Raw genomic sequence first — 26,180 nt, 5'->3', positions numbered from 1 at the left:
TTTTGGGAGTAAATAAGCAAATTTGGCGGTGCTTGTGGAATTTAACAATACAATAGGGCGCTAAACAAAATGTTCTGGGCGCTTTGGATGTGTGGAACTCCATGGATGGACTGTCACTGACCTGGGGTGCTTCTTGCGTCAAACAGCCAATCTGCCCATGGACCATTGGGCTGCGGCGACGTAGATCGGGGGCATCAGGTTACAGGAGGCTCACCATGCAGCACCTCGAAGAACAGATTGCGCACCTTACCCGCACGGTTGAGGAATTGAATGACGTTGTGACTGCGCAGCAGACGGACGTGGACCGCCTCAAGCGGCATGTGCAATTGCTGATGGAACGTGAAGCCGCCAGAGAGGCAGAAGGCGGCGGAGGGTTTATCCTTGGGGACGAACGCCCGCCGCACTATTGATCCCGGTTTCAGGTTTTGGCCGAGGGCGCCCGGACATAGGCGTCCAAGGTCGCCGCGACCCCATCGTCGTACAGCCGGATAAGCCAGCGTGAAAACGCGCTGCGAAACCCCGCATCATCGGCGATCGAACCGTAGAACTGGCGGTGGTCCAGCCAGACCTGCGGCGTCTGTCGCGCGACAGTCGCCCGCGCCGTCAGATCGTCCCAAAGAGGATCATTTGGCGCGATTTCGCTGCCATCTTCGCGGGTTCCCTGGCACATCCGCGCCCACAGCGCCTGGCTCAGGGCAAGACCTTCGAACGGGTGACCTGTAGAAATCGCCTCTCGGATCACCGGCAACACGGCACCTGTGTGACGCGACGATCCGTCAAAGGCGACACGCCGCACCGTGTCGCACATGGCCGGGTTCGAGAAGCGCTTATCAATGAGATCAACGTAGTCGCGCGGCGCCATGTCCGTCGCTCCGGCCACATGAGGGACAAGCTCGTCTAGGGCGATCTTACGGAAGAACGCGTGGATCAAAGGGTGGCGCATTGCATCGGCGATTGTCTCGAGCGCCAAAATCTCGGCCGGTGCGGCAATGATCTGGTGCCCGCCGTTCAGGATCCGCAGTTTCATCGCCTCGTAGTCATGCACCCGGTCTGAAAAAACCGCTCCGGCCTGTTCCCAAGGCGGGCGACCGGCACAAAACCGGTCTTCCAAGACCCATTGCCGGAAACTTTCATGCGTGACCGGAGCTGCGTCATCGATGCCACAGTCGTGGGCCAGCGCCCGTTCACGTGGACCGGTTGCCGGGACGATGCAATCGACCATGGAATTTGGAAAGCTGACGTTCTGTTCAATCCAGTGGCCCAGATCAGGATCGATCAGCCGGGCGAAGCCTGTCACCACATCCTTCATAATGTCCCCATTGCCCGGCAGGTTGTCGCAACTTAGGCAGGTGAACGGCGCAATCCCCGCGTCTCGCCGTGCCCGCAACGCAGCGATAATGGCTCCGAAGGCGGTGCGCGGCCGGTCGGGGGCCTGCACATCATGTTGGATATCCACCGCATCAGGGGCAAACCGCTTCGTGGCAGGATCGAGGAAATACCCCCCTTCCGTCACGGTCATCGACACGATCCGGATCTGAGGGTCTGACATTTGGCGGATCAGGCTTTTGTTATCCGCCTCCACCGGGCAGAACCCGATCAAAGTGCCGATCACCTCGGCTGAAGTGCCCGCGGGGGCAAGCTCTACCAGGCTGTAGAGGTAGTCCTGTCGCGCCAACCGCGCCCGCTGCTCTTCGTCAAAGTTACAAACGCCGGCGCCGATGATCCCCCAATCGAGGGCCAGACCGTTTTGCATCAAACGATGGAGATACCAAGCCTGATGAGCGCGGTGGAAATTGCCGACGCCAATGTGGACAATTCCGGGCGTGACAGAGGACCGGTCGTAGGTGGGGCGCTGTACCTGCTGCGGCAAATCGCCAAGGGTCTGCGCCGAAAGAGGTGAAGGGTGCGTCATGCGATGTCCTCCCGACGTTTGATGTGGATCAGCTCATCCATTGGCCGCCATCGACATTGTAGGTTTGTGCAACGATATAGTTGGCCTCTTCGCTCGCGAGGAACACTGCCATGCCCGTCAGATCCTCAGCACGTCCCATGCGGCCATAAGGCACGCTGGCGCTCACTTCGGCTTTTTTCTGGCCCGGTGCTTTGTGCTCCAGTTTGGCAAAGAAGGCATCCACCCCATCCCAGTGGTCGCCATCGACGACACCGGGTGCAATGGCATTCACATTGATACCGTGTTCTATCAGGTTCAGCCCCGCGCTTTGGGTAAGGCTAATCACGGCGGCCTTGGAGGCGCAGTAGACCGCAACCAAAGGCTCGCCGCGACGCCCGGCTTGGGAGGCCATATTGATGATTTTACCCCGAATGCCACGTTCCATCATGTGTTGGGCAACGGCTTGCATTGGAAACAGGGTGCCGGCGACATTGACGTCAAAGACACGGGTAAAATCTGTCCGGGTGATGTCTGCAATGGGCGCTGCCGTGAACACGGCCGCGTTATTGATAAGTATGTCGATTTGTCCCAACCCATCGACCGTGGCGGCAACGCCTGCATCGATGCTGTCCTGATCGGTCACATCCATATGCACAGCCAGCGCTCCGATGTCGGCGGCAGCGGCCTGTGCACGGGCGAGGTCGATATCGGCAATCGCCACATCCGCCCCTTCCGCCGCATAGGCCTTGGCAAAGGCAAACCCAATGCCACGCGCGGCCCCTGTAATAAGGGCTTTTTTCCCCGCAAGCCGCTTCATGGCATCCGAAGCCCCGCCGCGTCGAACCGGTGCAATTCATGCGTACGCGGGTTCAGATGGATTTTGTCCCCATGGCGCAAGGCCACGTCCCCAACGGCCCGCACCATCAGCTTTTCGGTCAGCCCGGTGTCATGCACGTGGAAAAACGTGTCCGATCCAAGGTGCTCTGCCACCCCAACAGTTCCACTCCAGAGCCCGCCGCTGTCGACGACGTCAATATGTTCCGGGCGAATGCCAAGCGTGTGTGCACCGTGTTTGCGTGCCTCGGAGCCTTCGAGAAGATTCATCTTCGGTGAACCGATGAACCCAGCGACAAAGGTATTTCGCGGGGTCCGATAGAGTTCTAGCGGAGTGCCCACCTGTTCAATAACCCCGGCACGCAGAACCACAATCCGGTCCGCCATGGTCATGGCCTCGACCTGATCATGGGTAACGTAGATCATTGTGGTCTTCATGCGGGCGTGCATTTCGGTGATCTCGACCCGCATCCCCACGCGCAGTGCCGCATCCAGGTTCGAAAGCGGTTCGTCAAACAAGAAGGCGGACGGGTCACGCACAATCGCACGGCCAATGGCAACACGCTGGCGCTGACCACCAGACAGCTGCGCGGGTTTCCGGTCTAGGTAGTCCGTCAGGTTCAGGCTTTCTGCGGCGACCTCGACGCGCTGGTCCTGCTCTGCCTGGCTGAGCCCGGCCATACGCATGGGGAATGCGATGTTTTTACGCACGGTCATATGCGGATAAAGCGCATAGGTCTGAAACACCATGGCCAGCCCCCGTTTGGAGGGCGACACTTCTGTCACATCCCCGCCGTCGATCAGGACGCGCCCCGATGTGGTTTCTTCCAAGCCGGCAATCAGGCGCAGAAGCGTGGACTTGCCGCAGCCCGAAGGGCCGACAAAGACCGTGAACTCTCCATCTTCGATGGTCAGATCCAGCGGTGGGATAACCTCCGCGGTCCCAAAAGTCTTGGTCACTTTTTCAAGAACGATGCGTGCCATTTTAGTTCCCTATTTCACGGCCCCAAAGGTCAAGCCTTGGACAAGTTGTTTCTGGCAAAACCATCCCAGGACCACGATCGGCCCCACGGCGGCGGCTGAGACGGCCGAAAGCCGACCAAAGAACAGCCCTTCCGGGGCGCGGTTGCCCTCGATCAGTTTGGACAGTGTTGCAGCATCGGTGGTGGTCAGCCGGACGGTCCAATAGGCCTCGTTCCAGCAGAAGATGAAGCACAGGAGCGCGGTTGATGCGATGCCGCCCCACGCGAGCGGGATCAGGATTTCGCGGATCTCGCCCCAAGTGGTCACCCCGTCCATCTGGCCTGCCTCGATGATTTCGCGGGGGATTTCCTTGAAGTAGGTGAACAGCATCCAGACCACGATCGGCAGATTGATCAGCATCAGGACGATGATCACCATAAAATGGGTGTCAAATAGCCCGAGGCTTTTGGTGAGGAAAGTCATCGGATACAGCACCGCCGCCGCCGGGAGCATCTTGGTGGACAGCATCCACATCAGCACATCCTTGGTCGCGCGGCTGGGGTTGAAAGCCATCGCATAGGCGCAGGGAATGGCAACCGCCAACGCGCCTGCAGTGGCAAAGACCGATGTAATGACCGAGTTCTGCGCAAAGCGCCAATAGTCGTAGTTTTCGGTCATGTTCAGATAGTTCTCGAGCGTCGGCGTAAAGAAGAACAGGAACTCTGGTTTCACCGCATCTGCGTCGGTTTTGAAACTGGTCAGAACCATCCAGAAGATCGGGAAGAAGAACAGGATCCCCACGCTCCAGGCCAGGACAGGTCGGAGGATTTTGGTGAAGGTCGACGTCTCTGAGACAATCCCCATAGGTCACTCCATCAGTGTTTTGCCAATCATTCGCAGCAGGAAGATGGCAATAATATTGGCAAGGATGACGGCAAAGATGCCGGTGGCGCTGGCCGCGCCGATGTTGTTGTTGGCGAATTCGCCGATCAGATAGGGCAGGTTTTTGTTGCCATTGCCGCGGCTGACGATTTCGATCTCGGCATAGAGCGACAGGTGGAAGATCGCCTGGATCATCACCACAATGGCAATCGGGCGGGACAGATGCGGCAAGGTGAGAAATCTGAACTGTGACCAGACCCCTGCCCCATCAAGAACAGCCGCTTCTTTCTGCTGCTGGTCCTCGGACTGCAGCGAGGTCATGAAGATCAGCACCGCAAAGGGGGTCCACTGCCATGTGACCATGATGATCACCGCATAGGCCGAGGTCTGCGTTGCCCGGAAAGAGATCGGCTGAAGCTCTGGCCAGAGCGAGAAGAACCAGCCGATACCGGGCGCGGCGCGTAGGTTCTGAAGCGTCCCATTCAGACCCTCCACCGCAAGCCCCTGCAAGCCCAGCACCGGATCCAGGATCATATTGATCCACAGGACTGCGTTCACGGCCGGCATCACGAAGAACGGCGAGATCAGCAGAACCCGGACGATACTGCGGCCCGGAAAGGCCTTGTTGATCAGCACGGCAATCAGCACGCCCAGAATGACCGTGAGCAAAACGATCGAACAGACAATGAGCAGGCTATTTTGAACTGCCAGCAAAAAATCATTGTTGTTCAAGACATAGTTGTAGTTTCCAAACCCCCGCCAATTGCTCAGGCTTGGTTCTGTCCACTCGGGGCGGCGCAAACTGTTCAGCACGTAACGGATGAACGAGAAGAACAAGGTCATGCTGAGGGGTACAATCATCCAGATCAGCAGCAGCACCACCGCCGGTGTTTGCAGTAATCTTGGAAGCCTTCGGTCAGACATAGCTTATCTGTCCCTTCACGGGTTGATTGGAACGCCGGTTGGCGCGTGAATGATAAAAGGGGATCGGTCAAAGCTGAGAGCCAAAAGCGTGGCTCTCAGCAAAAGAGCAGAGGCTTATTCGTAGTAGCCCGCTTCGCGCATGATGCCGTCAGCTGCTTTCTGGCTGTCCGCCAGGGCATCTTCGACGGATTTGGCACCGGTCAGTGCAGCAGCCATTTCCTGCCCAAAAACCACACCGATCTGCGGGAACTCCGGGATCGCAACAAACTGCACGCCCACATAGGGTTTCAGATCCGTTGGCTCAGGCGCTGCCGAATTGATCGCAGCCATCTCGGCGGCGGCGAATTTGGCAGCTGCCTGAAACTCTGGCAGGTCATAGGTGGAGGCCCGCTGACCGGTGGGTACAGAGCCCCAGCCAAACTCTGGGTGGTTGCCCACCGCCTGCACATATTCCTTAGAGGTGGCCCATTCGATAAAGTCCTGCGCCGCGTCAGCGTTGGGGGATCCTGCGGGGACCGCAAACGCCCAGGCCCAAAGCCAGTTTGCCCCAACCGGGTTGCCGGCATTCGGCGATTGCGCATAAGCGACATTCGGGTTCTCTAGGAACGAGGCCGCGATCGTTGCATCAATCCACAGTCCGCATTTGTCTTCGTTATACAGAGCAAGGATTTCGTTGAAGGAATTGCCCTCGGATCCCGGCGGTCCGTAGTTGGACAGCAGATCCACATAGAAGTTGATCGCCGCGTTCCACTCTGGAGAGTCGAGCTGCGGTTTCATATCTGCGTCGAACCAGGCAGCACCAAAGGAATTGGCAACGGTCGTGATAAAGGCTGCGTTGTCCCCCCAACCGGGCTTGCCACGCAGGCAGGCACCATAGACACCATTGTCCGGGTCATGCATGGCAGCGGCCGCAGCTTTGACATTGTCCCAGCTGTCATTGTCGCCAATTGTTACGCCCGCCGCATCGGCTAGGTCCTTGCGATACATCACCATGGAGCTTTCGCCATAAAACGGCGCAGCATAAAGCGTGCCTTCATGGCTAAGTCCGGCGCGCATCGCGGGCAGGATGTCTTCGACATCATAAGCGTCAGAAAAGTTGAGCGGCTCAATCCAGCCCGCAGCGCCCCAGATCGGCGCTTCCTGCATGCCGATATTGATGACGTCATACTGACCACCTCCGGTAGCAGTGTCCGAGGTCACCTGTTCCCTCAGCACGCCTTCCTCCAAGGCGACCCAGTTCAGTTTTGTGCCGGTGGCCTCGGTATAGGCTTCGGCAACTTTTTGCATGTTGATCATGTGACCATTGTTCACAATCGCGATGGTCAGTTCTTTCCCATGGCCGTCGGCGATTGCGCCGCTCGCTGCCATGCATACCAGCGCTGTTGCGCCAAGCAGTGCACTCTTACCAGACATCATCTTCCTCCCTAAACGATGATGCGCTTAGGCTAGGCGAAATATGATCGCGACGTCAATAAAAACTTTCCGCGCGGAAAGTTTTGCGAATTATTAATTAGATGTGAGCGTTTATGCCGAGTTTCGCATGACAAGCTGCGCCGAAAAAAGGGTTTCCTGCCGTTGAGAAAGCGGCTCTCCGTGGTCGATCAGCTCCAGAATCGTCTGCACGCTGTGACGGCAGATGGCCTCATAGTCCTGAGACATAGTCGTCAAGCTCGGGCATGTGTAGCGCGCAAAAGGATGGTCGTCGTGACCTGCGACGCGCAGACTGCTCTTGTCGCCAAGGCCAACTTGCAGCCCGCTTTCATAAGCCGCCGCCAAGAGGCCAATCGCCAGTCGGTCGTTCGAGCAAAGCACCGTATTGCTTTGCAACGATTGCTGGGCAATCACCCTGCGCCCTTCGTCATAGCCAATCTTTTCAAAGTCCCAGCCCACGCCATCGGCCTGCAGGATGATCGGGTCATGAGACAGTCGCTCCATCGCTTCGACATAGGCGCTTTGCCGACGATAGGCATTTGCGTTCACCGGGTGTTTCATTTCGAAAAATACCGGCGGTTCTCCGGATCTGCAAAGATATTCAACGATTTGGCCAATGCTACGCTGGTTGTCGGACCCGAAAAAAGCAGCTCCCACACCTTCCAGATTTGCGTCAAACAGAACCGTTGGGATCTGCTCCGCAAAAGCCGCAATCTGTTCGATGGCAGAAACCCGTCCCAGTGGCGCAAGCAATACGCCCGCGGGTTTAATCGCCCGCAGGCTCTCCAGGTTGGCAAGTTCTTGTTCGGGTCCACCATGAGAGCTGAGCAGCAGCGGGTTAAACCCCGCCTCTACTATCAGCCCCTCCATAATCCGGGTGATCGCCGCAAAAAATGGATCCGCTAGGTTCGGCACGACAAGGCCGATCGTCTTGGTCTGGCGGCGGTTCTGGTTGATGGCATAGAAGTTCGGACGGTAATCATATTCCTCCAGTGCCGCCTCGATCTTGCTGCGAGTCGATTTGCGCACACTGTCGGGGTCATTGAAGTACTTTGAGACCGTCGGCCGCGAGATCCCACTGACAGCCGCAAATTCCTCCATGTTCCGAATTTTGGAATTGGACATTGGTGCAGCCTCCAGTGGTCTTCTACCTCAATCGGTTGAGGCATCTTTCGCTTTGATATTATTTTACGCGCGACAAGAAATGAAGGGGGCAACGGGAAATTGAATGCAGATGCGCCCAAGTGCGAACGGGCTGGCAGCGTTAAGAGATGATTGATTCTCTCCTGGTCTCGCGATTGTGGACCCGCTCGGCACATCCCCTGCCCAAAAAATGGTCACCATTTTTCCCAGCAGGAAGAGAGGATGCTGATTTTCGTGGTGCCTTTGTACCTTTACCAAAGAGAACACCCTTGCCTGCATGCAGCGCGCGATATTGTTGGAACAGCTTAAAACTGTCAACGCCTTGTAACTCGATTGTTTTTTGCCAGTCTGGACCCATGACAGACTTTTTTGACGAAATGCATAATCCGGACGGTTCTTTCAGAACCGCCTATAGCGAAATAGGACAGTGGATCGGCGAAGAAGACGTGGCCCGATTACGGGCGAAACAACGCGAAGCTGAAGAAGTCTTTCGCCTGACGGGCATAACATTCAACGTCTATGGTCAAGCAGACGCCGAAGAGCGGCTGATCCCCTTCGATATCATTCCCCGAGTGATATCCAGCAGTGAGTGGCAAAAACTGTCGCGCGGCATTGAACAGCGCGTCCGGGCCATCAATGCGTTTTTGCACGACATCTATCATCGTCAGGAGATTGTGCGTGCGGGTCGCCTGCCCGCCGAAATGGTGATCGGCAACGAAGCCTTTCTGCCTCAGATGTTGGGGGTTTCGCCGCCGGGCCGGGTCTATACGCATATTGTCGGCATCGATTTGGTGCGCACCGGGCCGGACGAATTTTACGTTCTTGAAGACAATGCCCGCACGCCCTCCGGCGTCAGCTACATGCTGGAAAACCGCGAAACCATGCTGAAGATGTTCCCAGAACTGTTCAGCAAGACCCGCGTTCAGCGGGTGTCAGATTACCCCACCAACCTGCGTCGATCGCTGGCTGCCTGCGCCCCCAGCGCAACTTCAGGCGACCCAACCGTCGCGGTGCTCACCCCGGGGATTTATAATTCGGCCTATTATGAACACGCCTTCCTCGCGGATCAGATGGGCGTGGAACTGGTCGAGGGCCATGATCTGCGGGTGCGAGACGGGCGTGTCTGTATGCGCACGACCCAGGGCTACAAGGCCATTGATGTGCTGTACCGGCGCGTGGATGACGAATACCTCGACCCGCTGAACTTCAACCCCGACAGCGCTCTGGGTGTGCCCGGCATTATGGACGTCTATCGTGCGGGTGGCATTACCATTGCCAATGCGCCCGGCACCGGGATTGCGGACGACAAAGCCATCTATTCCTTCATGCCTGATATTGTAGAGTTCTACACCGGCGAAAAGGCCATCTTGCAGAACGTGCCGACCTGGCGTTGTTCTGAACCCGAGGCTTTGGCCTATGTGCTTGATAATTTGCATGAACTGGTCGTCAAAGAGGTTCACGGATCGGGCGGCTATGGCATGCTTATTGGCCCCGCCGCCAGCAAGCGAGAGCTTGCAGCCTTCCGGGCCAAGCTGAAAGCAAAACCCGGAAACTACATCGCACAGCCAACGCTGTCTCTGTCCACGGTTCCGATTTTTGCACGTTCGGGCCTGGCGCCACGCCATGTGGACCTGCGCCCCTTTGTCCTCGTCTCGCCTGAAGGGATCAATATCACCCCGGGCGGCCTGACCCGTGTTGCGCTGAAGAAGGGATCCCTTGTGGTGAACTCGAGTCAGGGCGGCGGCACCAAAGACACATGGGTACTGGAGGACTAAGCGATGCTGGGAAAAACTGCCGGAGGGCTGTTCTGGATGGCGCGCTATCTTGAGCGCGCGGAAAACACGGCCCGTCTGCTCGAAACTGGCCAACGTATGGCCCTGACGCGGTCCAATGGCGCGGATGAGGAATGGGGCCCCGTTCTGCAAACTGCGGGTGTTCTGCAGGGGTATCAAAGCAAATATGACGAGGTCACCAAAGACAACGCCATCGACTGGCTGTTGCGGGATACTGAAAACCCCTCGTCCATCCGCTCGGTTATCAAACAGGCGCGGGACAATGCGCGGCTGGTGCGCACCGCGCTAACCTATGAGGTCTGGAGTGCGGTGAACGGCGCGTGGATGCGCCTTGAAGACCAGCTGAAGCGACGCGTGGGCGAACGCGACCTGCCCAATGTGCTGGAATTGGTTCGCGAACGCACCACTTTGGTCCGCGGCGCAATCCTCGGCAGTATGATGCGCAATGACATCTATGATTTCCTGCGTTTGGGCACCTTCATTGAACGCGCCGACAACGTGGGTCGGATCTTGGATGTGAAGTATTTCGTTCTTCTGCCCACCGCGTTTTCGGTTGGCTCATCGCTGGACAATGTGCAGTGGGAAATCATTCTTCGCTCCATCGGGGCGGGTGGTGGGTACCGGATGACCCGTGGCCAGAAGAGCGGCGCGTCAGACATCGCGGATTTCCTCATTCTGGATGAACGCATGCCGCGAAGCCTCAGCTTTTGTAGTCGCAAGCTGGTGGAAAACCTCGGCTATCTGGCCAAGGACTATGGCACCGAAATGCCATCCGCCGCTCTGGCCACAGCGCTCTATCAAAAATTCGATGGGCGCGAGATTTCAGAGATCTTTGAGCAAGGTTTGCACGAATACATTCAAGACGTTCTGACTGAACTGGGAAAGATCAGTGCCCAGATCGAAATCGACTATCGCTTCAACGAGTAGGCCATGCAGCTGAGGATCAAACATACAACCCGATACGACTTTGACGCGCCGGTGCCCTATGGCCTGCAACAACTGCGCAAAACACCAAAGTCAGAGGGGAACCAAAAGGTCTTGTCGTGGCGCACAACAGTGGTCGGCGGCCAGAAAGAACTGCAGTTTGAGGATTTTCACCGCAATACGGTCGAACTGATCAGTTTTGAACCGAACACCCAAAGCATAGAGCTGATTTCCGAAGGCGCCATAGAGGTCGAGGATCAGAGCGGCGTGGTCGGCCCCCATCGTGGGCCCGTTCCGCTGGCTCTGTTCGCGCGCCCAACAGAGCGGACGAAACCCGGCAAAGGGGTCCGGCAGCTGCTGCGCGATGTGCCATCCGGGGCAACGTTGGAACGGCTGCATGCCCTGTCTTCGGTGATCAAAACCCAGATTGAATATGAAACAGGTGTCTCCCAGCCCGACTGGACAGCCGAGGATGCGATCGTGGCCGGGCGCGGGGTCTGCCAGGATCACAGCCATGTTTTCATTGCTTGTGCCCGCGCGCTTGATATTCCGGCGCGCTATGTTTCGGGGTATCTTTTGATGGATGATCGCGAACAGCAGGATGCCACCCATGCTTGGGCGGAAGCCCATGTTGAAGGGCTGGGCTGGGTTGGTTTTGATGTTTCCAATGGAATTTGCTCAGACGGACGGTACGTCCGCGTCGCCACAGGGCTGGACTATGGCGAGGCCGCTCCGGTAAGAGGCAGCCGGATAGGTGCGGCAGGCGAGGCTCTGAAGGTTCAGCTGGAAGTCGCCCAGCAATAACGGAGACCATCATGACCTATGCTGTGGGGCTGCGCTTGAGCCAAGGCTTGGTGTTCATGTCGGACACGCGTACCAATGCGGGTGTCGACAATATCTCCAAATTCAAAAAGATGTTCTCGTGGAATGTGCCCGGGGACCGGACCATAACGCTGTTGACGGCGGGCAATCTGGCAACGACGCAGGCGGTGGTGAGCCTGCTGGAAGAACGCACCAAAGCGCCCGAAGACCGCGCGCCATCGATCCTTGAAGCCCCGACCATGTTTCAGGTCGCGCGGATTGTCTCGGCGGCGTTGAAAGAAGTGATCGAGGGGCACGCCCGCGGCGGCCAACAAGCCGACAGTGCCTTTCATGCAACCTTGATCCTTGGGGGTCAGATCGAAGGCGGTCAATCCCGCCTGTTTCTGATCTACCCCGAGGGCAATTTCATCGAGGCCGGGGCCGAAACGCCTTTCTTCCAGATTGGGGAAACCAAATACGGGCGCCCGATCCTCGTCCGCGCCTTTGATGCGGATATGTCTTTTGCCGAGGCTGTAAAGCTGCTTCTGGTCAGCTTTGACTCCACCATAAAGGCCAATCTTGGCGTCGGTCTGCCCCTGGATCTTCAGCTTTATACCGAAGACAGCCTGACCTCTGGCCGGATAGAGCGCGTGGAAGCAGATGATCCTTATTTCAAGCAGATTTCCGAAGGTTGGGGCGACGCCCTGAAATCCGCATTGGAACAGCTGCCCGATTTTGAAGGTTAACCACAGCCCCGTCGCAGCTTCGGCCGTCTTTCAGAAAATCTAACTGTGTCCAGCGTCCTGCGTCCTGTGCAAGGGCACGGTTTGGGCTGCGCAGCCTGTTTTCCGCGTGCTGCTCCACCTCCTGCGTTGACTTTTTTATGTGCATACATAAAAGGATTAAAAGCACCCAATAAGGCGCGCTTTCACTTCGTCTCAAAATTTTGCCCGCAAGGCCACCGGAGGATCCGGTTTGCCTGCCAATCCCGGACCCGAACGCCATGACCCAGACGGTTCTCATTGATGATCCTTTGACGCCGCAACAAATCCTCGCTGTTGCAAGGGGCGCGCAGCTGGCGCTGTCCGATCAGGCGATTGCCCGTATCAAAATGGCGCGCGACATCGTGGAGGCCTTTGTCGACAGCGGCGCAAGGGGCTATGGCATCAATACCGGCGTCGGGGCACTCTGCGATATTGTTATCAGCGCGGAAAACCAGTCTGCGCTGTCTCACAACATTCTGTTCAGCCATGCCTGCGGCATGGGAGAGCCGCTGGAGATTGAAGCCGTGCGCGCCATAATGGCGACGCAGATCAACAATTATGCCCTCGGGAAATCCGGGCTTTCCTGGGATTGCGTTGAAGTGCTGCTTTTGCTGCTGAATGCGGGGATCACGCCGGTTGTGCCCTCGCGCGGGTCTGTTGGATACCTGACCCAGACCGCTTCCATCGGTTTGCTGGTGGTCGGAGCCGGACAGGCAACGCTCGATGGCAAACTCATCTCGGCCAACGAAGCCCTCACCAAGATCGGCCGCACCCCGCGTGTTTTGCAGGCAAAAGAAGGGCTGAGCCTCGTAAACGGCACCCCTTGCGCGACCGGTCTTGCGATCTTGGCACATGCCCGGATCAGTGAGCTTGCGAATTGGGCAGATGCGGCCTCGGCGCTGAGCTACAGTGTTCTGGCCCGCCAGAGCGAGACTTTCACCGGCAGTACGGTAATGCTGCGCCGCTCTGCCGGGGTTCAGGTAACGACCGAAAATCTCCTTGGCTGGCTCGACGGCGTTGCACGCGCCCCCGAGGCTAAGCGCAGCACGCAAGACCCCCTCAGTCTGCGTGCCATCCCGCAGGTCCATGGCGCCATCCGTGACGAACTTTCACAGATCCACGATGTGCTGGCCACCGAACTTTGTGGCGTGTCTGACAACCCAACCGTCGGCGGCACCCCGTCAGAGCCAAAGGTGTTCAGCCAAGCCAATGCGGTTGGCGCGGCAGTGGCGTTTGCAGCCGACCGGATTTCCATCGTCGCAGCACAGTTGGGCGCGATTTCGGAACGCCGCGTGGACCGTTTGGTGAATCCGCTGGTCAGCGATCTGCCAGCATTTCTGACAACCGAGGCAGGCACCGGGTCCGGTTTTATGATTGCGCAGTATACCGCGACCTCTTTGGTCAATGAAAACCGTATGTTGGGCACCCCTGCCTCCTTGGGGAACGGCATCACATCGGGCCTGCAGGAGGACATTCTGACCCACGCCACGCCGGCCGCCGAAAAAGCCCTGCGCGTTGTGCGAAACGTCGGGCTAATCCTGTCGATCGAACTGTTGTGTGGCGCGCAAGCACAGGATCTGATCACAGAAGATCTGCAACGCGGCAGCCGCCTGCAACAGCTTCATCGCATGCTTCGCGCCGCCGTTCCGATCTACAAGGACGACCGCCCGCTGAACGCTGATATTGAGCGTATGTTCGATGAAATCTCAGGCCAGAAGCCGCCCTTTGAACTTGCGTGATCAGTCGTCAGGCACCACCTCCTGCGACTGCGTGCCCAGTCCGGTGATTGCGGTTTCCACTCTGTCGCCGGCTTTCAGGAACTGTTTGGGGGTCATACCATAGCCAACCCCGGCCGGGGTGCCCGTTGTTATAATGTCGCCGGGCTCCAGCGTCATGAATTCAGATATATGTTCAATCACCGTGGGCAGGTCAAAGATCAGGTCCGAGGTTGAGCCATTTTGCATTTGCTGGCCGTTCACCGCGAGGGTCAGAGACAACGCATGCGGATCCGCAACATCCAGATCCAGATAGGGCCCCAGCGGCGCGAAGCTGTCATAACTTTTCCCCTTCGCCCATTGGCCGCCCCGCATCATCTGTGCATTGCGGTCCGAGACGTCGTTCATAATCGCAAACCCCGCCACATGGGCCAGCGCCTCAGCTTGGCTCACCCGTTTGGCACGGTGCCCGATAACAAAGGCCAGCTCGACCTCCCAATCCAGCATGTCACAGCCCGGCGGCAGCAGGATCGGGTCGTTGGGCCCCGACAGCGCTGATGGCGACTTGAAGAAAATCACCGGTTCAGCGGGGGGCTCCATCCCGGCTTCTTTTGCATGATCGTGGTAGTTCAACCCGACACAGACAATTTTCGAAGGGCGCAAGACGCAAGGCCCAAAGCTGTCGAACCTGTCAACCGCAGGCAGGGACGACACATCCGCGGCCCGCAGCTGCGCGAGACCACCGGCAGCAAAAAATGCGGCATCAAAAGCCGGGGTCAGGGCGCGCGCATCCCGGTGGTTATCTCCGTCGCGGATGGCCGGAATGATCGTTGCGCCCTGTCTGAGATGGCAGATCTGCACATCACTCTCCTTCTTGTTCCAACGTCGGAGCGTCGGCTTTTGCAATGTCGCGTAACTGGTGTTTCAGGATTTTGCCGGTTGCGTTTTTTGGCAGAACACCCTGCACAACCATCTTGGGGCGTTGGAACCCGGCCAGACCTTTGCGCGCATGGGACATGAGTTCGTCGTTCGTGATCGAATGGCCCGGTTTCGTTTCGACAAAGGCGCAGGGCACCTCGCCCCATTTGTCGTCCGGGCGCGCCACAACGGCGACAAAGGCCACGGCTGGATGATTGTTGATCGCATTTTCCACCTCGATAGACGAAATGTTTTCCCCGCCCGAAATGATAATGTCCTTGGCCCGGTCGCGGATCTCCACATAGCCATCCGGATGCTGCACCGCGATGTCGCCCGACCAGAACCACCCATCTTTGAAGGCCTCTGCCGTGGGCGCTGGCGCTTTGAGATAGCCTTTCATGCAGATATTGCCGCGAAAGACGATCTCGCCCTGGGTTTGACCATCCCATGGCACCGGCGCAGCTGTTTCAGCATCAACGACGCAGACCTCTTCTTCCAGGGCGCAGCCCACCCCTTGACGGGCTTTCTTGCGGGCTTTGTCAGCGGCGGGCAGCGCGTCCCATTCCGGTTTCCACGCGCAGACCACAGCCGGGCCATAGACTTCGGTCAGGCCGTAAACATGGGTGATATTGAAGCCGAGGGCCTCAATAGCTGCAATAACGGATGCTGGCGGGGGCGAGGCCGCTGTCATCATCTCGACCGTGTGGTCAAAGCTGCGGATGACCTCTGGCGGCGCATCGGCAATCAGCGACATAATGATCGGCGCACCGCCCAGATGAGTCACGCCATGATCGGCAATAGCATCAAAAACAGGGCCCGCACGGGGCGCGCGCATAAACACATGCGTGCCTGCCAGCAATGTAATGGTCCAAGGGAAACACCAGCCGTTGCAATGAAACATTGGCACGGTCCACAGGTAGACCGGAAAATGCGGCATCGCCCATGTGATCGTATTGTTGACCGCATTGAGGTAGGCGCCGCGATGGGAATAGACCACGCCCTTGGGCCGCCCCGTGGTGCCAGAGGTGTAGTTCAGCGCCAAAGCATCCCATTCGTCCGATGGCGGGCGTGGCACAAACGCCGGGTCACCGGTTGCCAAGAAGGCCTCATAGTCCATTTCTCCAATGCGGTCTCCCGGTGCCGCAGGGTCGCAGATGTCAATAATCAGTGGCGGGGATGCAAGCTCTGCCACTGCGGCCTGGGCAAGGGCTGAAAATTCCGTGTCGACCAGCAGAACTTTGGCTTCGCCATGGTCCAGAATGTAGGCGATCGTATTTGCATCAAGCCGGGTGTTGTTGGCATTGATCACCGCACCCGTCATCGGCACCGCCAGCGCGCATTCCAGGGCTTCGGGCACATTGGGGGCGAGCAGCGCAACCGTGTCCCCGCGCCCAATGCCACGCCGTGACAAAGCAGAGGCAAGCTGGCTGCAGCGGGTCGCGACCTCTGCCCAGGTGCGCCGCAGGTCGCCATAGATCACAGCGGGGCGTTCAGGGTAAACGCGGGCTGTGCGTGTTAAGATCGACACCGGTGACAATGCGACATGGTTGGCTGCGTTTCGGGCGAGCTCTGGCCCATCATAAATCGACATGCGGTCCTACTCCCCTTCCCATTCCGGCAACGGCTGTTTGGTGACAAAAGCGCCAATGCCTGCCTCCGCATCGCGGGTCATCATGTTTTCTGCCATGGTGCGCCCGGCAAATGCGTAAGCATCAACAAGCCCCATTTCCGCTTGCTCGTAGAACGCACGTTTGCCGATTTTGACGGCTGCCGCAGACTTTTTTGCGATGGCACGGGCCAGGTTCTGCGCTGTGGATTGGAGCTCGGTGCCCGCTACAACGCGATTGACCAACCCCATTTCCGCCGCGCGGTTCGCGGGCAGGAAGTCGCCCGTCAGCAGCAGCTCCATTGCGTGTTTGCGCGACAGGTTCCGACTAAGCGCCACCATGGGTGTGGAACAGAACAGGCCGATGTTCACCCCGGATGTGGCAAACCGCGCATCGTCGGACGCCACCGCCAGATCACAGGTCGCAACCAGCTGGCAGCCAGCCGCTGTTGCAATCCCCTTTACCTCCGCGATGACGGGTTGCGGTAAATTCACAATCGACATCATCATCTTGGAACAGGTTGCAAAAAGCGCGTTGAAATAGGCTTGCCCACCGTCCGCGTCTGTCCGCCGCGCCGTCATCTCCTTGAGATTATGCCCCGCACAGAAATGATCCCCTGCACTGCGCAGAACCACGGCCTTCACGGCTCTGTCCTCTGCCAGTTGATCCCAAACGGATTGCAGCGCAGCAAGCATGTCCTCGGACAGGGCATTGATCGATTGCGGCCGATTGAGCGTGACGGTCGCAACCCCGTCGTCGATGTCCAATAGAACGGGTGCGTTTTCTTGGTCTTTCACGGCAACTCCTCCCCTGGCCGTTTCCCTCGCGTGTGCCGACCTCCTATGTCGGCGAACTGCCCTCTTGCAGCAGCCTCAGTTCAATTTTCGGACAGCGGTCCATAACAACCTTCAGCCCTGCGGCCCGGGCGTGTTTGGCGGCGCGTTCATCTGTCACCCCAATTTGGGCCCACAGAACCTTTGCACCGATGGCAATGGCCTCCTCAGCCACGCCATACAGGTCAGCGGACGGGCGAAACACGTCGACCATATCGACCGGGCGGTCGATAGATAACAGCGTTGCATAGACCTTTTGGCCGCAGATCTCGGTCAGGCCGGGGCGCGGATTGACTGGGATCACATCATAGCCTGCATCCAGCAGAACCCGCAGGACCTGATAGCTGGGTTTGCGGCTGTCCGCGCTAGCGCCAACCATGGCAATGGTCTTCACTGAACCAAGAATATCCGCAATGAAGCCAGGGACATCGTCAAGCTGACTCGTGATATCCAGTTCAGACATGCGGCCCGCCTCCGTGTGGCTGCGGGCTGTGGATCGACCCGCTTGTCTCCAGAGCGTCCTTTGGGCAGGGCGTTTGTGTCAACGGAAATCCAACCCCTGTCCGTAGTTCTACCTAGTGGATGTGCGACAGGGCGTCCCAGACGCTTGCCGCCGCATGGGACGCAAAGCTGCCGTCACGGCGGCACAAAAAGATCTCGCGTTGTTTGAGCGGAGCCAACTGGGCAACCTGGACCTCGGGGTGACTTTCGGGCACCGCCATTTCCGCAATCACTGAGACCCCAAAGCCGGCTCGCACCAAAGCGAGGATCGAAGTCAGCTGAAGCGCAGTGTGGCGCACATTGGGTTCTCCGCCTGACTGTCGAAACCAATCCCGGACCAAAGGTTCACTACCGCCCTTGGTCATGATGAAGTCTTCCGCCATCAGATCCTGTGGCGAAACCGGGCCTTTCCCGGCCAGCCGGTGGCCCTCTGGCAGCAGACAGACCAAGCGGTCCTCGGCCAGGGGCACATAGTCAAAATCAAGGTCCCCGGATCCGGCAAGGGTTGCGAAATCGACCAGCCCGTCCTTCAGCGCGCGTCTGGCTTCTTGGTCTGTCAGTTCCACCAACTCAATGTCCACCTGCGGAAACCGCGCGCGCAGGTGTTTCAGAACGGGTGGCAGGATACGTGTCGAAGACGAGGCCCCGAAAGACGCGATGCGCACCAGACCGGCCCCCTGCTGGCGAATGACCTTTAAGCGCCGTTCCAGCAAGGCTTCCATCCCCAGCCGCTGTTGCGCGTAATCGGCCAGCACCTCGCCTTCCTGGGTCAGTTTTACTGGCCGCTGGTCACGGCGGACCAGATCGACGCCCAGCTGAGTTTCACATTTGGCCAGCGTTTTACTGATCGCGGGCTGCGACACGCCAATCCGCGCGGCAACTTGGGTCAAATTTCCGGTTGCTCTGACCTCGGGCAAAAGACGCCAAAGCAACGCGGGCAGATTGTTCAAATCTGGCATCAATCATAACCTTATGGAATTTTACCATTCCTCACCATTCCGTGAGAACGCCCCGAACATCAAGAGGCCGCTCATGACTTTTCTTCGAAACACACAGGTTGCCAACCTGCCCACAAACCCGCTGCGCCGCATCTTTGAACAGGCCAAACCCGGCATGACCAATCTGGCAAGCGGGCATCCAAACCCCGTCTACTGTGACCACAGGGGCCTTGAGGTCGCGACGGCATTGGCGGCAAAGGAACAAAGGTCTTGGCGGTATGGCGCCAGCGCAGGCGATGCGGAACTCATTGACGCCTTGCCCCCCTGGCAGGCACCTGTGGGCGGTGCTTCAACGCTTGTCACCTCTGGCGCGCAACAGGGTATTTTCCTCGCGTGTCAGTGCCTTGGTGCGCCGGGGCAGACCATCTTGGTGCCGGATCCGGTCTATCCCGCGGTTCTGTCGGTTGCTGTGCTTCTTGGGGTGAAGGTCCGCACCTATTGCGGCGAAAGCCCAGCGACCGCGTTGCAGGATCTGGCGCGTTTGATGCAGGGTCACGATGATATTTGCGCGGTCTATGTGCTGCCGACCTTCAGCAACCCCACCGGTGAAACCTGGAGGTCCGAAGACCGGGACGCGCTTTTGGAACTCTGTGCGCAGTCCAAGGTCGCCGTCATCGAAGATGACCCGTATCGAGAGCTCTGGTTCGACGCCAAACCGCCGGAACGTTTGATCGAACGCGCAGCGTCACTGGGTTTGACCACAGAGGTTCTGAGCCTTGGCAGCCTGTCGAAAATTGTGGCTCCGGGGCTTCGGATCGGCTGGATCCAGGGCAATCCCGACCTCATTGCGGCAATGACCGCCGCGCGCCAAGCAATGGACCTGCAGCCCAACGCACTGGCACAACGCGTGGCCTGTCACTATTTGCAATCAGGGGCGCTGGAGCGACACCTGAACCATCTGCGCCCCCAATACGCATCGGCACATGCAACGTTGACAGCCCCCCTCCGGGCTGCGGGGTTCAGCCGCCTGAAGGTTCACGGCGGCATGTTTGTTATGCCAGAGCTGCCGTCCGGAATATCTGTCGCGGGATTGGCCGAGCATCTGCGAAGCCATGAGCTGTTGGTGGCCCCTGGGGATGCGTTTTCCATTGATAAATCCCGCCCCTCCAATCGGTTGCGCCTGTGTTTTGCGGCCCTGCCTCCTGCTGATCTGCACCGCGCTGGCGAAACCCTGGTCGCGGCAGTGGAGGCCTGGAGATGAGCCCGGTTTTGGTCGCCTTGTTGCCTGACGGTTTGCTAATCGCCCTTGGCGCTTCCCTTCGGCGGATCGTCCCGGCCACGGCTTGGGGTCCGCTGGACAAGTTGAATTTTCAGGTGCTGTTCCCTGCACTGATTTTTCATGCGGCTTCCAGTCGCGCAACGTCTCTGTCGGATCTGGCGATTATGGGGGTCGGCGTGTGGTGCGTCGTCCTCTTGGGGTTTTGTTTTGCATTCGCTCTGCGCCCCTTGGGACCCGGTCGGTTTTTGGATTTCGCCGGGCAGTGGCAGACAGCATGGCGGTTCAATGCGGCAATAGCCGTTGTCGCGGTGCAGGCACTGCCGGATGAGACGGCGGCCCTGATGTCCGTTGCTATCGGCTGCGCTGTGCCGCTTGCCAATGTGCTTGCGGTCGGCGCGCTGTCGCGAGGCACAAATATGTCTGCAACAGCCACGATCCGATCCGTGGCAACCAACCCTTTTCTTTTGGCCAGCCTGTTTGGGATCACCTGCGCGGTAACCGGCACAGAGCTTCCCGACGCGCTGACTTTGGCGATCTCAAAGCTTGGCTATGCGGCGGTTCCCCTGGCGCTTTTGTCCATTGGTGCCTCGCTGGATTTCCATGCGCTGGCGCGCCTGACGTGGTTCCAGACGGGGCTGAATGCGGTAAAGCTCTTGCTGATGCCGATCTCTGCCGTGGGAATTGCCCATGCCTTGAACATGCCATCCGCCCCCGCTGCCGTATTGATCATCTTTGCAGCAGTCCCCACCGCGTCGGCGGCCCATGTTCTTGCCTCTGCCTTCGGGGCGGACCGTGCCCAGGTCGCAAGCATGATTGCGCAATCCACTTTGCTGGGCTGTGTGTCCCTGCCGATCTGGGTTGCAATTGCGATGCAAATTGGAACCGGTTAGAGTGTTATCGTGACGTGTCTGTGTGCCGCAGAAGGGGCTTGTCGTCTTCGCCAAGAACCCTGAAACGATCCCCTTCCGGGTCGTCATATTGCGCGGTTTTCAAGGTCCAGTAAAACGCGACCAAGGCGATGATCCCCAATACCAGGGACACAGGGATCAAGTAAAACAACGCGTTCATTTGGCGGCCCCTGTGGTGTCGCCTGTCAACGGCTGGCTGTCATAGGCCTCGAGCGCGACGGCAATATGGCGGGCCTTGATCACCGCATAGCCAAGGATCAGCGCGCTGATCAGCGCCCAGAACAGACGCTGGCTTTTGCGTTCACGTTCAGCTGTCGCCATCGGGTTGTCCCTGCCACAATACGTAAAGTGTCAGCTGCCGAATTTCCGCATCCGACAAACGCCCGGCCCAAGCTGGCATCACCCCCGCGCGGCCCTGTTTCAGCGTTTTCTCCAGATCTGATCGGGTGCCGCCATAGATCCATGTGTCATCGGTCAGGTTTGGCGCGCCGTTCTCAAGCCCGCCGGCCGCGTCCTCTCCATGGCAGGACGCGCAGTTGTCTGCAAAGACCACCTGCCCGCGTTGTGCCGCCCCCGTGTCGTGGGCAGCCTCCGTCAGGCTCAGGACAAAATCGATCACGTCGCTGATCTCGGTCTTTTCCAGCATCTCTTCCCGACCAAAAGCGGGCATCTCGGCATAGCGGGTGTCCTCATTGCTGGAATTGATCCCCACTTGCAGCGTGTATTCGATGTCTGCGGGCGTGCCAGACCAGAGCCAATGATTGTCAGACAAATTGGGAAACCCCTTTTGCCCCGCTGCATCGCGCCCGTGACAGGCGGCGCAATTGTCGCGGAACAGAACGCCGATCTGATCTTCGAACTGAGGGCGCAGTGTCTGATCTGCAGCCAATTCTGCAATGTCTTCATGTTCAAACACGGAAAAGGCTTCGGCGCGGGTGCGCAAACCGTCGGCCACAGCCTCATTCACTGCGGAGCGCGAGGAATAGCCCAAAGATCCGCCCAGAAAGCTATGGACTGTCGGAAACGAGGGGTAGAGCACCCACATAAGAACCGACACTGCAATTGACGCCCATAGCCAGATGTTAAAGGCCTTAGGCATCGGGGAGTTCAGCTCTTTGATGCCATTCCATTCGTGCCCCGTGGTTTCGCGGCCGCTGACGGGATCAATTTCCGGTTTCATCGCTGGATTTCCTCCGCGCCAAGCGGGCTTTGGCGGGCCGCGTCATAGATCCCTTTGCGCGACGGCCAATACGTCCAGACAGCGGCAAGGATGAAAACAACCAGCAGGTAGGCTGCGCCCCAGGTTTTAGAGACATAGAGGACAAAATCATGGATTTCCGGGTTCATCGCGCGGCCTCCTCTGGGTTAAGGGTCGAAAAATCAACTAGCGTACCCAGCATCTGCAGATAGGCCACCAGCGCATCCATCTCGGTCAGTTTGTCCGGGTTGCCATCAAAATCGCGGATCTGCACGTTTTCGCCGTAGCGTGCAATCAGGTCGTCCTCGAAATCCGCATCGATATCGGCCTGCCAGATGGCATCGTTTTCGGCCTGTTCGATCTGCGTCTGTGAATAGGGCACGCCAGCGCGCGCGAGTGCGGCCAGGGCGGCCGGCAAATGTTGTGTTGCGAGGCGGGTCTCAGACAGGAACGGATAGCCCGGCATGACCGAGCCTTCGACCACATCGCGCGGGGCCTTCAGATGGGCCACATGCCAGTCGTCCGAATATTTATTGCCAATCCGAGCCAGATCCGGGCCGGTACGTTTGGATCCCCATTGATGGGGGTGGTCATACATGCTTTCGGCGGCAAGGCTGTAATGGCCATAGCGGTCCACATCCGACCGCAGCGTGCGGATCATCTGGCTGTGGCAGGCATAGCAGCCCTCGCGCACATAGATATCGCGCCCAGCCAGTTCCAGCGGCGTATAGGGCCGCATGCCGTCGACCTTTTCTACGGTGTTTTCAATGGTGAACAATGGCGCGATTTCGACAATACCACCAATCGAGGCCACGCCGAGGATCGCCATTGCAAAAACGATCCCATTGCGTTCGAGTTTTGCGTGATCCATCTGCGCTTACTCCGCTGGGAGAGGGCGTGCCTCGCCCCCTGTTTCAGGCCGCGGCGCGCCGCGCACGGTCATATAGATATTGTAGGATCCGATCAGCGCCCCCAGCAGGTAAAGCAACCCGCCGATCGCACGCATCCAGTAGTAGGGGATCATTGCATCCACCGTATCCATAAAGGCATAGGTGAAGGCGCCGGAAGGCTCGTAGGTCTGCCACATCAGCGACTGGGTGATGCCCGAGTTCCACATCGCGCCGACGTAGATCAGCGTCCCGCCAAGGGCGAGCCAGAAATGCAGCGCCTCCAGTCGCAGGGAATAGACGCCCTCGCGTTTCCAGACCCAGGGCACCATTTTGTACATCGCCCCAAAGGTGATGAAGGCCACCCACCCCAAGGCACCGGCATGCACATGCCCCACCGTCCAGTCGGTATAATGGCTGAGCGTGTTCACGGGCCGGATCGCCATGAAAGACCCTTCAAAGGTCGACAGCCCATAAAACAGGATCGCCACCATCATAAAGCGGATCGCCGGGTCGGTGCGCACCTTGTCCCATGCCCCATTCAGGGTCAGCAACCCGTTGAACACGGACCCCCAGCTGGGCACCAGCAGGATGATCGACATGGTCATGCCCAGATACTGCACCCAATCCGGCAATGCGGTATAGTGCAGATGGTGCGAGCCCGCCCAGAGGTAGAGAAAGGTGATACCCCAGAACCCAAGGATGGACATGCGGTAGCTGTAGATCGGCCGCCCGGCTGCCTTGGGCAGGAAGTAATACATCATGCCGAGGAACCCTGCGGTCAGCAGAAAACCAACCGCATTGTGCCCATACCACCACTGCGTCATCGCATCCTGCACGCCTGCGAACAGCGGATAGGACTTGGGCCCCGTGATCGACACCGGCACGGCAAGGTTGTTCACCACGTGCAGCATCGCAATCACCACGATAAAGGCGAGGTAATACCAGTTCGCGACATAGATATGCGGCTCTGCCCGCCGGGCGAGGGTTTTCAAATAAAGGAACAGGTAGCCAACCCAAGTGACCAACAGCACAAGATCCGCATACCATTCGGGCTCGGCATATTCTTTGGACTGGGTGATCCCGAACGGATAGCCGGTCACCGCCAGCACGACGAACAGATTGTAGCCGCCCAACACCAGCCAGGGCAGTGTCTCAGACGCCAGTCGCGCCCGCGACGTGCGCTGCACCACGTAGAACGAGGTCGCAATCAGCGCATTGCCGCCAAAGCCAAAAATGACCGCAGTCGTGTGAATGGGACGGATCCGGCCAAAATTCGACCAGAACATATCGCCATTCAGGCTGGGGATCGCCAATTGCCAGGCCAGGATGTCTCCGACGGTGAAACCAACCACGCCCCAAAAGAAACAGGCCAGAACACCCCATTTGATCACGTCGTCTTTGTACTCCAACGGGATTTCCGGTTCAGGATCGGTTGCCCGATTGATCAGCCAGAACAGGCCCCAGCCCGTGACAAGCGCAATCAACCAGCCATGCAGCGCATAGGCGCCGCTGCCCCAGCCCAAAATCGCCGCCCCCAAGACAAATAATGCACCCGTGCTGAGGATCAGGCTCGTGTATTCAACCTCGCGGGTCATTCTGCCTCTCCTTCTTTTGGAAGCCGGTAAAATTCCACTTTGAACCTCACCTTGCCTTTGGGGTGAACGCTGTGCGGTTCTTCCGGGTAGATCACCGCCGGTGCGTCTGCGGTCACAATCTGTGCCGGATGCGCGTCGCGCAGATAGGTCAGCGCGCCTTCGCTGACCACAATCAGCCCCCAGACGCCCGCTTTGGTATTGTGGTCGCGCAACAGCGCGTCTGGGACCGTATCCTGGTCGAACAGCGGGGATTCAGAGTATTTCTGCAGCGTGCTTGGGACGGCTGGACGCATAAGGGTTATCCTTCGAACAGATCGGCATAGGCGTGCCATGTGGCATAGCCAAGAAGCGGGAAAAGTGGGATCAGCAGGATCAAACCAGACAGGACAGACAGACCAATCATCACCGTCACAGTTGCCCCCCACAAAAGGGCAAGCCGGAAATTTCGGGTCGTGGCGCTGAAACTCAGCCCCATGGCTGAAAACCCATCAATGTCGCGGTGCACCAGCATAGGCAGCGAAAACGCTGCGATCGCAAAGCCCAATGCGGCAAACAGCCCCCCCACACATGATCCAACCACAAAGAGGGCGATGCCTTCCGGCGTGGCAAACAAGGTCTGCAAGGTCTCAGCAAAGCCTGCAAAAGGGCGCAGGCCAAAGAAAACCGCAAAAAGGAGCGTCGCCGCCCGGATCCAGGTCAGGGCCAGAACCATCAGCACAACAGACACCAGAAAAATCTGCCCCGGTGCCGCCACGCCGCCCCCGCCCAGCCCCATTCTGCGTCGGGAAATGCGGTACAGGCCAACCGTTGCAACCGGCCCCAACAACATAGCCCCCGCAAGGGCTGGCAGGATCATCCACCCCTGCCCGGTTGCGGTCAGCACATAAAGAACGGCCCACCCGATCACGGCCAGAAACCCGCCATAGGCAAGCGACACACCAAGGTTGGATTTTAAATCACCCCAACCGCGCTGCAGCCACTGGCCAATGGTTGGCACCGCATCGCCGCGCAGCACGCGTGCAGGTTTTCGAAGATCTGCTGTTGCATCCATAGCATCACCCATTGGGACAATCTGCGCCGCACCTCAAAGGAGCGGCGGCGGGTCTTCAGGAGCGCGGAACTGCATGAGACCCATGGCCAGGCTTTTGCCGATACGTTCCGCCAGTTCCGAGATGCCCTGGGCTGCTTGTGGGGGCAGTATGTCATCAGCAGTTTCACGAAACAATGACAGCCAGACAGGAAACTGCTCTGGCACCACATCGCTGTTGTTTAGGTGGGTCATCATCGGATTGCCGGAAAAACTGCGATCCAGCCCCAGTGCATTGCGCCAGAAGGACGCAATGCGTGCCTCATGTTCGCGCCAGGCCGCGTCCGAGGTGCCGACTGCGCGCCGGAACACAGGCCCCAGAACGACATCTTTGCGAACACGGGTATAGAATGCCCGCACC

Annotated in this window: 29 protein-coding genes; 8 read left to right on the top strand and 21 right to left on the bottom strand. The window is 58.5% G+C overall.

Annotated elements, in window-relative coordinates:
- Positions 1-215: 215 nt before the first annotated feature.
- On the top strand, positions 216-410 hold the full coding sequence (locus TRM7557_RS09505; protein WP_058289982.1) for a SlyX family protein: 195 nt from the start codon (positions 216-218) through the stop codon (positions 408-410).
- A gap of 8 nt (positions 411-418) precedes the next feature.
- Here TRM7557_RS09505 and TRM7557_RS09500 read toward each other — a convergent pair whose 3' ends face one another.
- From TRM7557_RS09500 to TRM7557_RS09470, 7 genes are all read right to left on the bottom strand, one after another.
- Entirely contained in the window at positions 419-1,912 is a 1,494-nt protein-coding gene (locus tag TRM7557_RS09500) for a mannitol dehydrogenase family protein (RefSeq protein ID WP_058289981.1), read from the bottom strand.
- Between the two features lie 28 nt (positions 1,913-1,940).
- Positions 1,941-2,708, bottom strand: a complete 768-nt coding sequence (locus tag TRM7557_RS09495; RefSeq protein WP_058289980.1) for an L-iditol 2-dehydrogenase — start codon at positions 2,706-2,708, stop codon at positions 1,941-1,943.
- Positions 2,705-3,709 carry an ABC transporter ATP-binding protein gene (locus TRM7557_RS09490; protein WP_058289979.1) on the bottom strand — a complete coding sequence of 335 codons (1,005 nt, stop codon included), beginning with the start codon at positions 3,707-3,709 and terminating at the stop codon, positions 2,705-2,707. Before TRM7557_RS09490 ends, TRM7557_RS09495 begins: the two co-directional genes overlap by 4 nt.
- Before the next feature lie 9 nt (positions 3,710-3,718).
- A complete protein-coding gene (locus tag TRM7557_RS09485) occupies positions 3,719-4,552 on the bottom strand; it encodes a carbohydrate ABC transporter permease (protein WP_058289978.1) in 834 nt (277 codons plus the stop codon).
- Positions 4,553-4,555: 3 nt separating this feature from the next.
- Positions 4,556-5,494 carry a carbohydrate ABC transporter permease gene (locus TRM7557_RS09480; RefSeq protein ID WP_058289977.1) on the bottom strand — a complete coding sequence of 313 codons (939 nt, stop codon included), beginning with the start codon at positions 5,492-5,494 and terminating at the stop codon, positions 4,556-4,558.
- 114 nt (positions 5,495-5,608) lie between these two features.
- Entirely contained in the window at positions 5,609-6,862 is a 1,254-nt protein-coding gene (locus TRM7557_RS09475) for an ABC transporter substrate-binding protein (RefSeq protein WP_413081157.1), read from the bottom strand.
- A 156-nt stretch (positions 6,863-7,018) separates the two neighbouring features.
- The gene (locus TRM7557_RS09470; RefSeq protein ID WP_058289975.1) at positions 7,019-8,050 is read right to left on the bottom strand and encodes a LacI family DNA-binding transcriptional regulator; all 1,032 of its coding nucleotides are present in this window, start codon (positions 8,048-8,050) and stop codon (positions 7,019-7,021) included.
- Between the two features lie 374 nt (positions 8,051-8,424).
- Between TRM7557_RS09470 and TRM7557_RS09465 the strand changes: the two genes are divergently transcribed.
- From TRM7557_RS09465 to TRM7557_RS09445, 5 genes are all read left to right on the top strand, one after another.
- A complete protein-coding gene (locus TRM7557_RS09465; protein WP_058289974.1) occupies positions 8,425-9,843 on the top strand; it encodes a circularly permuted type 2 ATP-grasp protein in 1,419 nt (472 codons plus the stop codon).
- 3 nt (positions 9,844-9,846) lie between these two features.
- On the top strand, positions 9,847-10,788 hold the full coding sequence (locus TRM7557_RS09460) for an alpha-E domain-containing protein (protein WP_058289973.1): 942 nt from the start codon (positions 9,847-9,849) through the stop codon (positions 10,786-10,788).
- Between the two features lie 3 nt (positions 10,789-10,791).
- On the top strand, positions 10,792-11,589 hold the full coding sequence (locus tag TRM7557_RS09455) for a transglutaminase family protein (RefSeq protein ID WP_058289972.1): 798 nt from the start codon (positions 10,792-10,794) through the stop codon (positions 11,587-11,589).
- 11 nt (positions 11,590-11,600) lie between these two features.
- Positions 11,601-12,332, top strand: coding sequence for a proteasome-type protease (locus tag TRM7557_RS09450; RefSeq protein ID WP_058289971.1), 732 nt, complete (start codon positions 11,601-11,603; stop codon positions 12,330-12,332).
- 257 nt (positions 12,333-12,589) lie between these two features.
- Positions 12,590-14,089: an HAL/PAL/TAL family ammonia-lyase gene (locus TRM7557_RS09445; RefSeq protein WP_058289970.1), complete on the top strand. Its 1,500-nt coding sequence runs from the start codon at positions 12,590-12,592 to the stop codon at positions 14,087-14,089.
- Here TRM7557_RS09445 and TRM7557_RS09440 read toward each other — a convergent pair whose 3' ends face one another.
- The 5 genes from TRM7557_RS09440 to TRM7557_RS09420 all read right to left on the bottom strand — a co-directional run bounded on the left by TRM7557_RS09440 (position 14,090) and on the right by TRM7557_RS09420 (position 18,883).
- Positions 14,090-14,926, bottom strand: coding sequence for a fumarylacetoacetate hydrolase family protein (locus TRM7557_RS09440; RefSeq protein ID WP_058289969.1), 837 nt, complete (start codon positions 14,924-14,926; stop codon positions 14,090-14,092).
- Position 14,927: 1 nt separating this feature from the next.
- Entirely contained in the window at positions 14,928-16,574 is a 1,647-nt protein-coding gene (locus tag TRM7557_RS09435) for an AMP-binding protein (RefSeq protein WP_058289968.1), read from the bottom strand.
- A 6-nt stretch (positions 16,575-16,580) separates the two neighbouring features.
- Positions 16,581-17,387, bottom strand: a complete 807-nt coding sequence (locus TRM7557_RS09430; protein ID WP_058289967.1) for an enoyl-CoA hydratase — start codon at positions 17,385-17,387, stop codon at positions 16,581-16,583.
- A gap of 43 nt (positions 17,388-17,430) precedes the next feature.
- The gene (locus TRM7557_RS09425; protein WP_058289966.1) at positions 17,431-17,886 is read right to left on the bottom strand and encodes a CoA-binding protein; all 456 of its coding nucleotides are present in this window, start codon (positions 17,884-17,886) and stop codon (positions 17,431-17,433) included.
- Positions 17,887-17,998: 112 nt separating this feature from the next.
- Positions 17,999-18,883 carry a LysR family transcriptional regulator gene (locus tag TRM7557_RS09420; RefSeq protein WP_058289965.1) on the bottom strand — a complete coding sequence of 295 codons (885 nt, stop codon included), beginning with the start codon at positions 18,881-18,883 and terminating at the stop codon, positions 17,999-18,001.
- A 73-nt stretch (positions 18,884-18,956) separates the two neighbouring features.
- Here TRM7557_RS09420 and TRM7557_RS09415 point away from each other — a divergent pair, with 73 nt between their 5' ends.
- Positions 18,957-20,123, top strand: coding sequence for an aminotransferase-like domain-containing protein (locus tag TRM7557_RS09415; RefSeq protein WP_058289964.1), 1,167 nt, complete (start codon positions 18,957-18,959; stop codon positions 20,121-20,123).
- Positions 20,120-21,031: an AEC family transporter gene (locus tag TRM7557_RS09410; protein ID WP_058289963.1), complete on the top strand. Its 912-nt coding sequence runs from the start codon at positions 20,120-20,122 to the stop codon at positions 21,029-21,031. Before TRM7557_RS09415 ends, TRM7557_RS09410 begins: the two co-directional genes overlap by 4 nt.
- 4 nt (positions 21,032-21,035) lie before the next feature.
- Here TRM7557_RS09410 and ccoS read toward each other — a convergent pair whose 3' ends face one another.
- From ccoS to TRM7557_RS09375, 9 genes are read right to left on the bottom strand one after another with little or no spacing between them, the layout of a single operon-like run.
- A complete protein-coding gene (gene ccoS, locus TRM7557_RS19605) occupies positions 21,036-21,209 on the bottom strand; it encodes a cbb3-type cytochrome oxidase assembly protein CcoS (RefSeq protein ID WP_074942009.1) in 174 nt (57 codons plus the stop codon).
- Positions 21,206-21,370: a hypothetical protein gene (locus TRM7557_RS20025; RefSeq protein WP_165592445.1), complete on the bottom strand. Its 165-nt coding sequence runs from the start codon at positions 21,368-21,370 to the stop codon at positions 21,206-21,208. The genes ccoS and TRM7557_RS20025 overlap by 4 nt, the downstream gene beginning before the upstream one ends.
- On the bottom strand, positions 21,357-22,229 hold the full coding sequence (gene ccoP / locus TRM7557_RS09405) for a cytochrome-c oxidase, cbb3-type subunit III (RefSeq protein WP_058289962.1): 873 nt from the start codon (positions 22,227-22,229) through the stop codon (positions 21,357-21,359). The genes TRM7557_RS20025 and ccoP overlap by 14 nt, the downstream gene beginning before the upstream one ends.
- Entirely contained in the window at positions 22,226-22,396 is a 171-nt protein-coding gene (locus TRM7557_RS09400; protein WP_058289961.1) for a CcoQ/FixQ family Cbb3-type cytochrome c oxidase assembly chaperone, read from the bottom strand. Before TRM7557_RS09400 ends, ccoP begins: the two co-directional genes overlap by 4 nt.
- The gene (ccoO, locus tag TRM7557_RS09395) at positions 22,393-23,118 is read right to left on the bottom strand and encodes a cytochrome-c oxidase, cbb3-type subunit II (protein WP_058289960.1); all 726 of its coding nucleotides are present in this window, start codon (positions 23,116-23,118) and stop codon (positions 22,393-22,395) included. Before ccoO ends, TRM7557_RS09400 begins: the two co-directional genes overlap by 4 nt.
- Positions 23,119-23,124: 6 nt before the next feature.
- Positions 23,125-24,732, bottom strand: a complete 1,608-nt coding sequence (gene ccoN / locus TRM7557_RS09390) for a cytochrome-c oxidase, cbb3-type subunit I (protein WP_058289959.1) — start codon at positions 24,730-24,732, stop codon at positions 23,125-23,127.
- The gene (locus tag TRM7557_RS09385; RefSeq protein ID WP_058289958.1) at positions 24,729-25,025 is read right to left on the bottom strand and encodes a DUF1971 domain-containing protein; all 297 of its coding nucleotides are present in this window, start codon (positions 25,023-25,025) and stop codon (positions 24,729-24,731) included. The genes ccoN and TRM7557_RS09385 overlap by 4 nt, the downstream gene beginning before the upstream one ends.
- Positions 25,026-25,030: 5 nt before the next feature.
- The gene (locus tag TRM7557_RS09380) at positions 25,031-25,783 is read right to left on the bottom strand and encodes a DUF2189 domain-containing protein (RefSeq protein ID WP_058290024.1); all 753 of its coding nucleotides are present in this window, start codon (positions 25,781-25,783) and stop codon (positions 25,031-25,033) included.
- Positions 25,784-25,816: 33 nt separating this feature from the next.
- Positions 25,817-26,179 carry a group III truncated hemoglobin gene (locus TRM7557_RS09375; protein WP_235811446.1) on the bottom strand — a complete coding sequence of 121 codons (363 nt, stop codon included), beginning with the start codon at positions 26,177-26,179 and terminating at the stop codon, positions 25,817-25,819.
- Position 26,180: the final 1 nt, after the last annotated feature.

It is taken from the genome of Tritonibacter multivorans, assembly GCF_001458415.1.
GTDB lineage: Bacteria > Pseudomonadota > Alphaproteobacteria > Rhodobacterales > Rhodobacteraceae > Epibacterium > Epibacterium multivorans.
The sequence above is the reverse complement of the archived record's forward strand: the minus strand, read 5'-3'. Positions and strand labels throughout refer to the sequence as shown.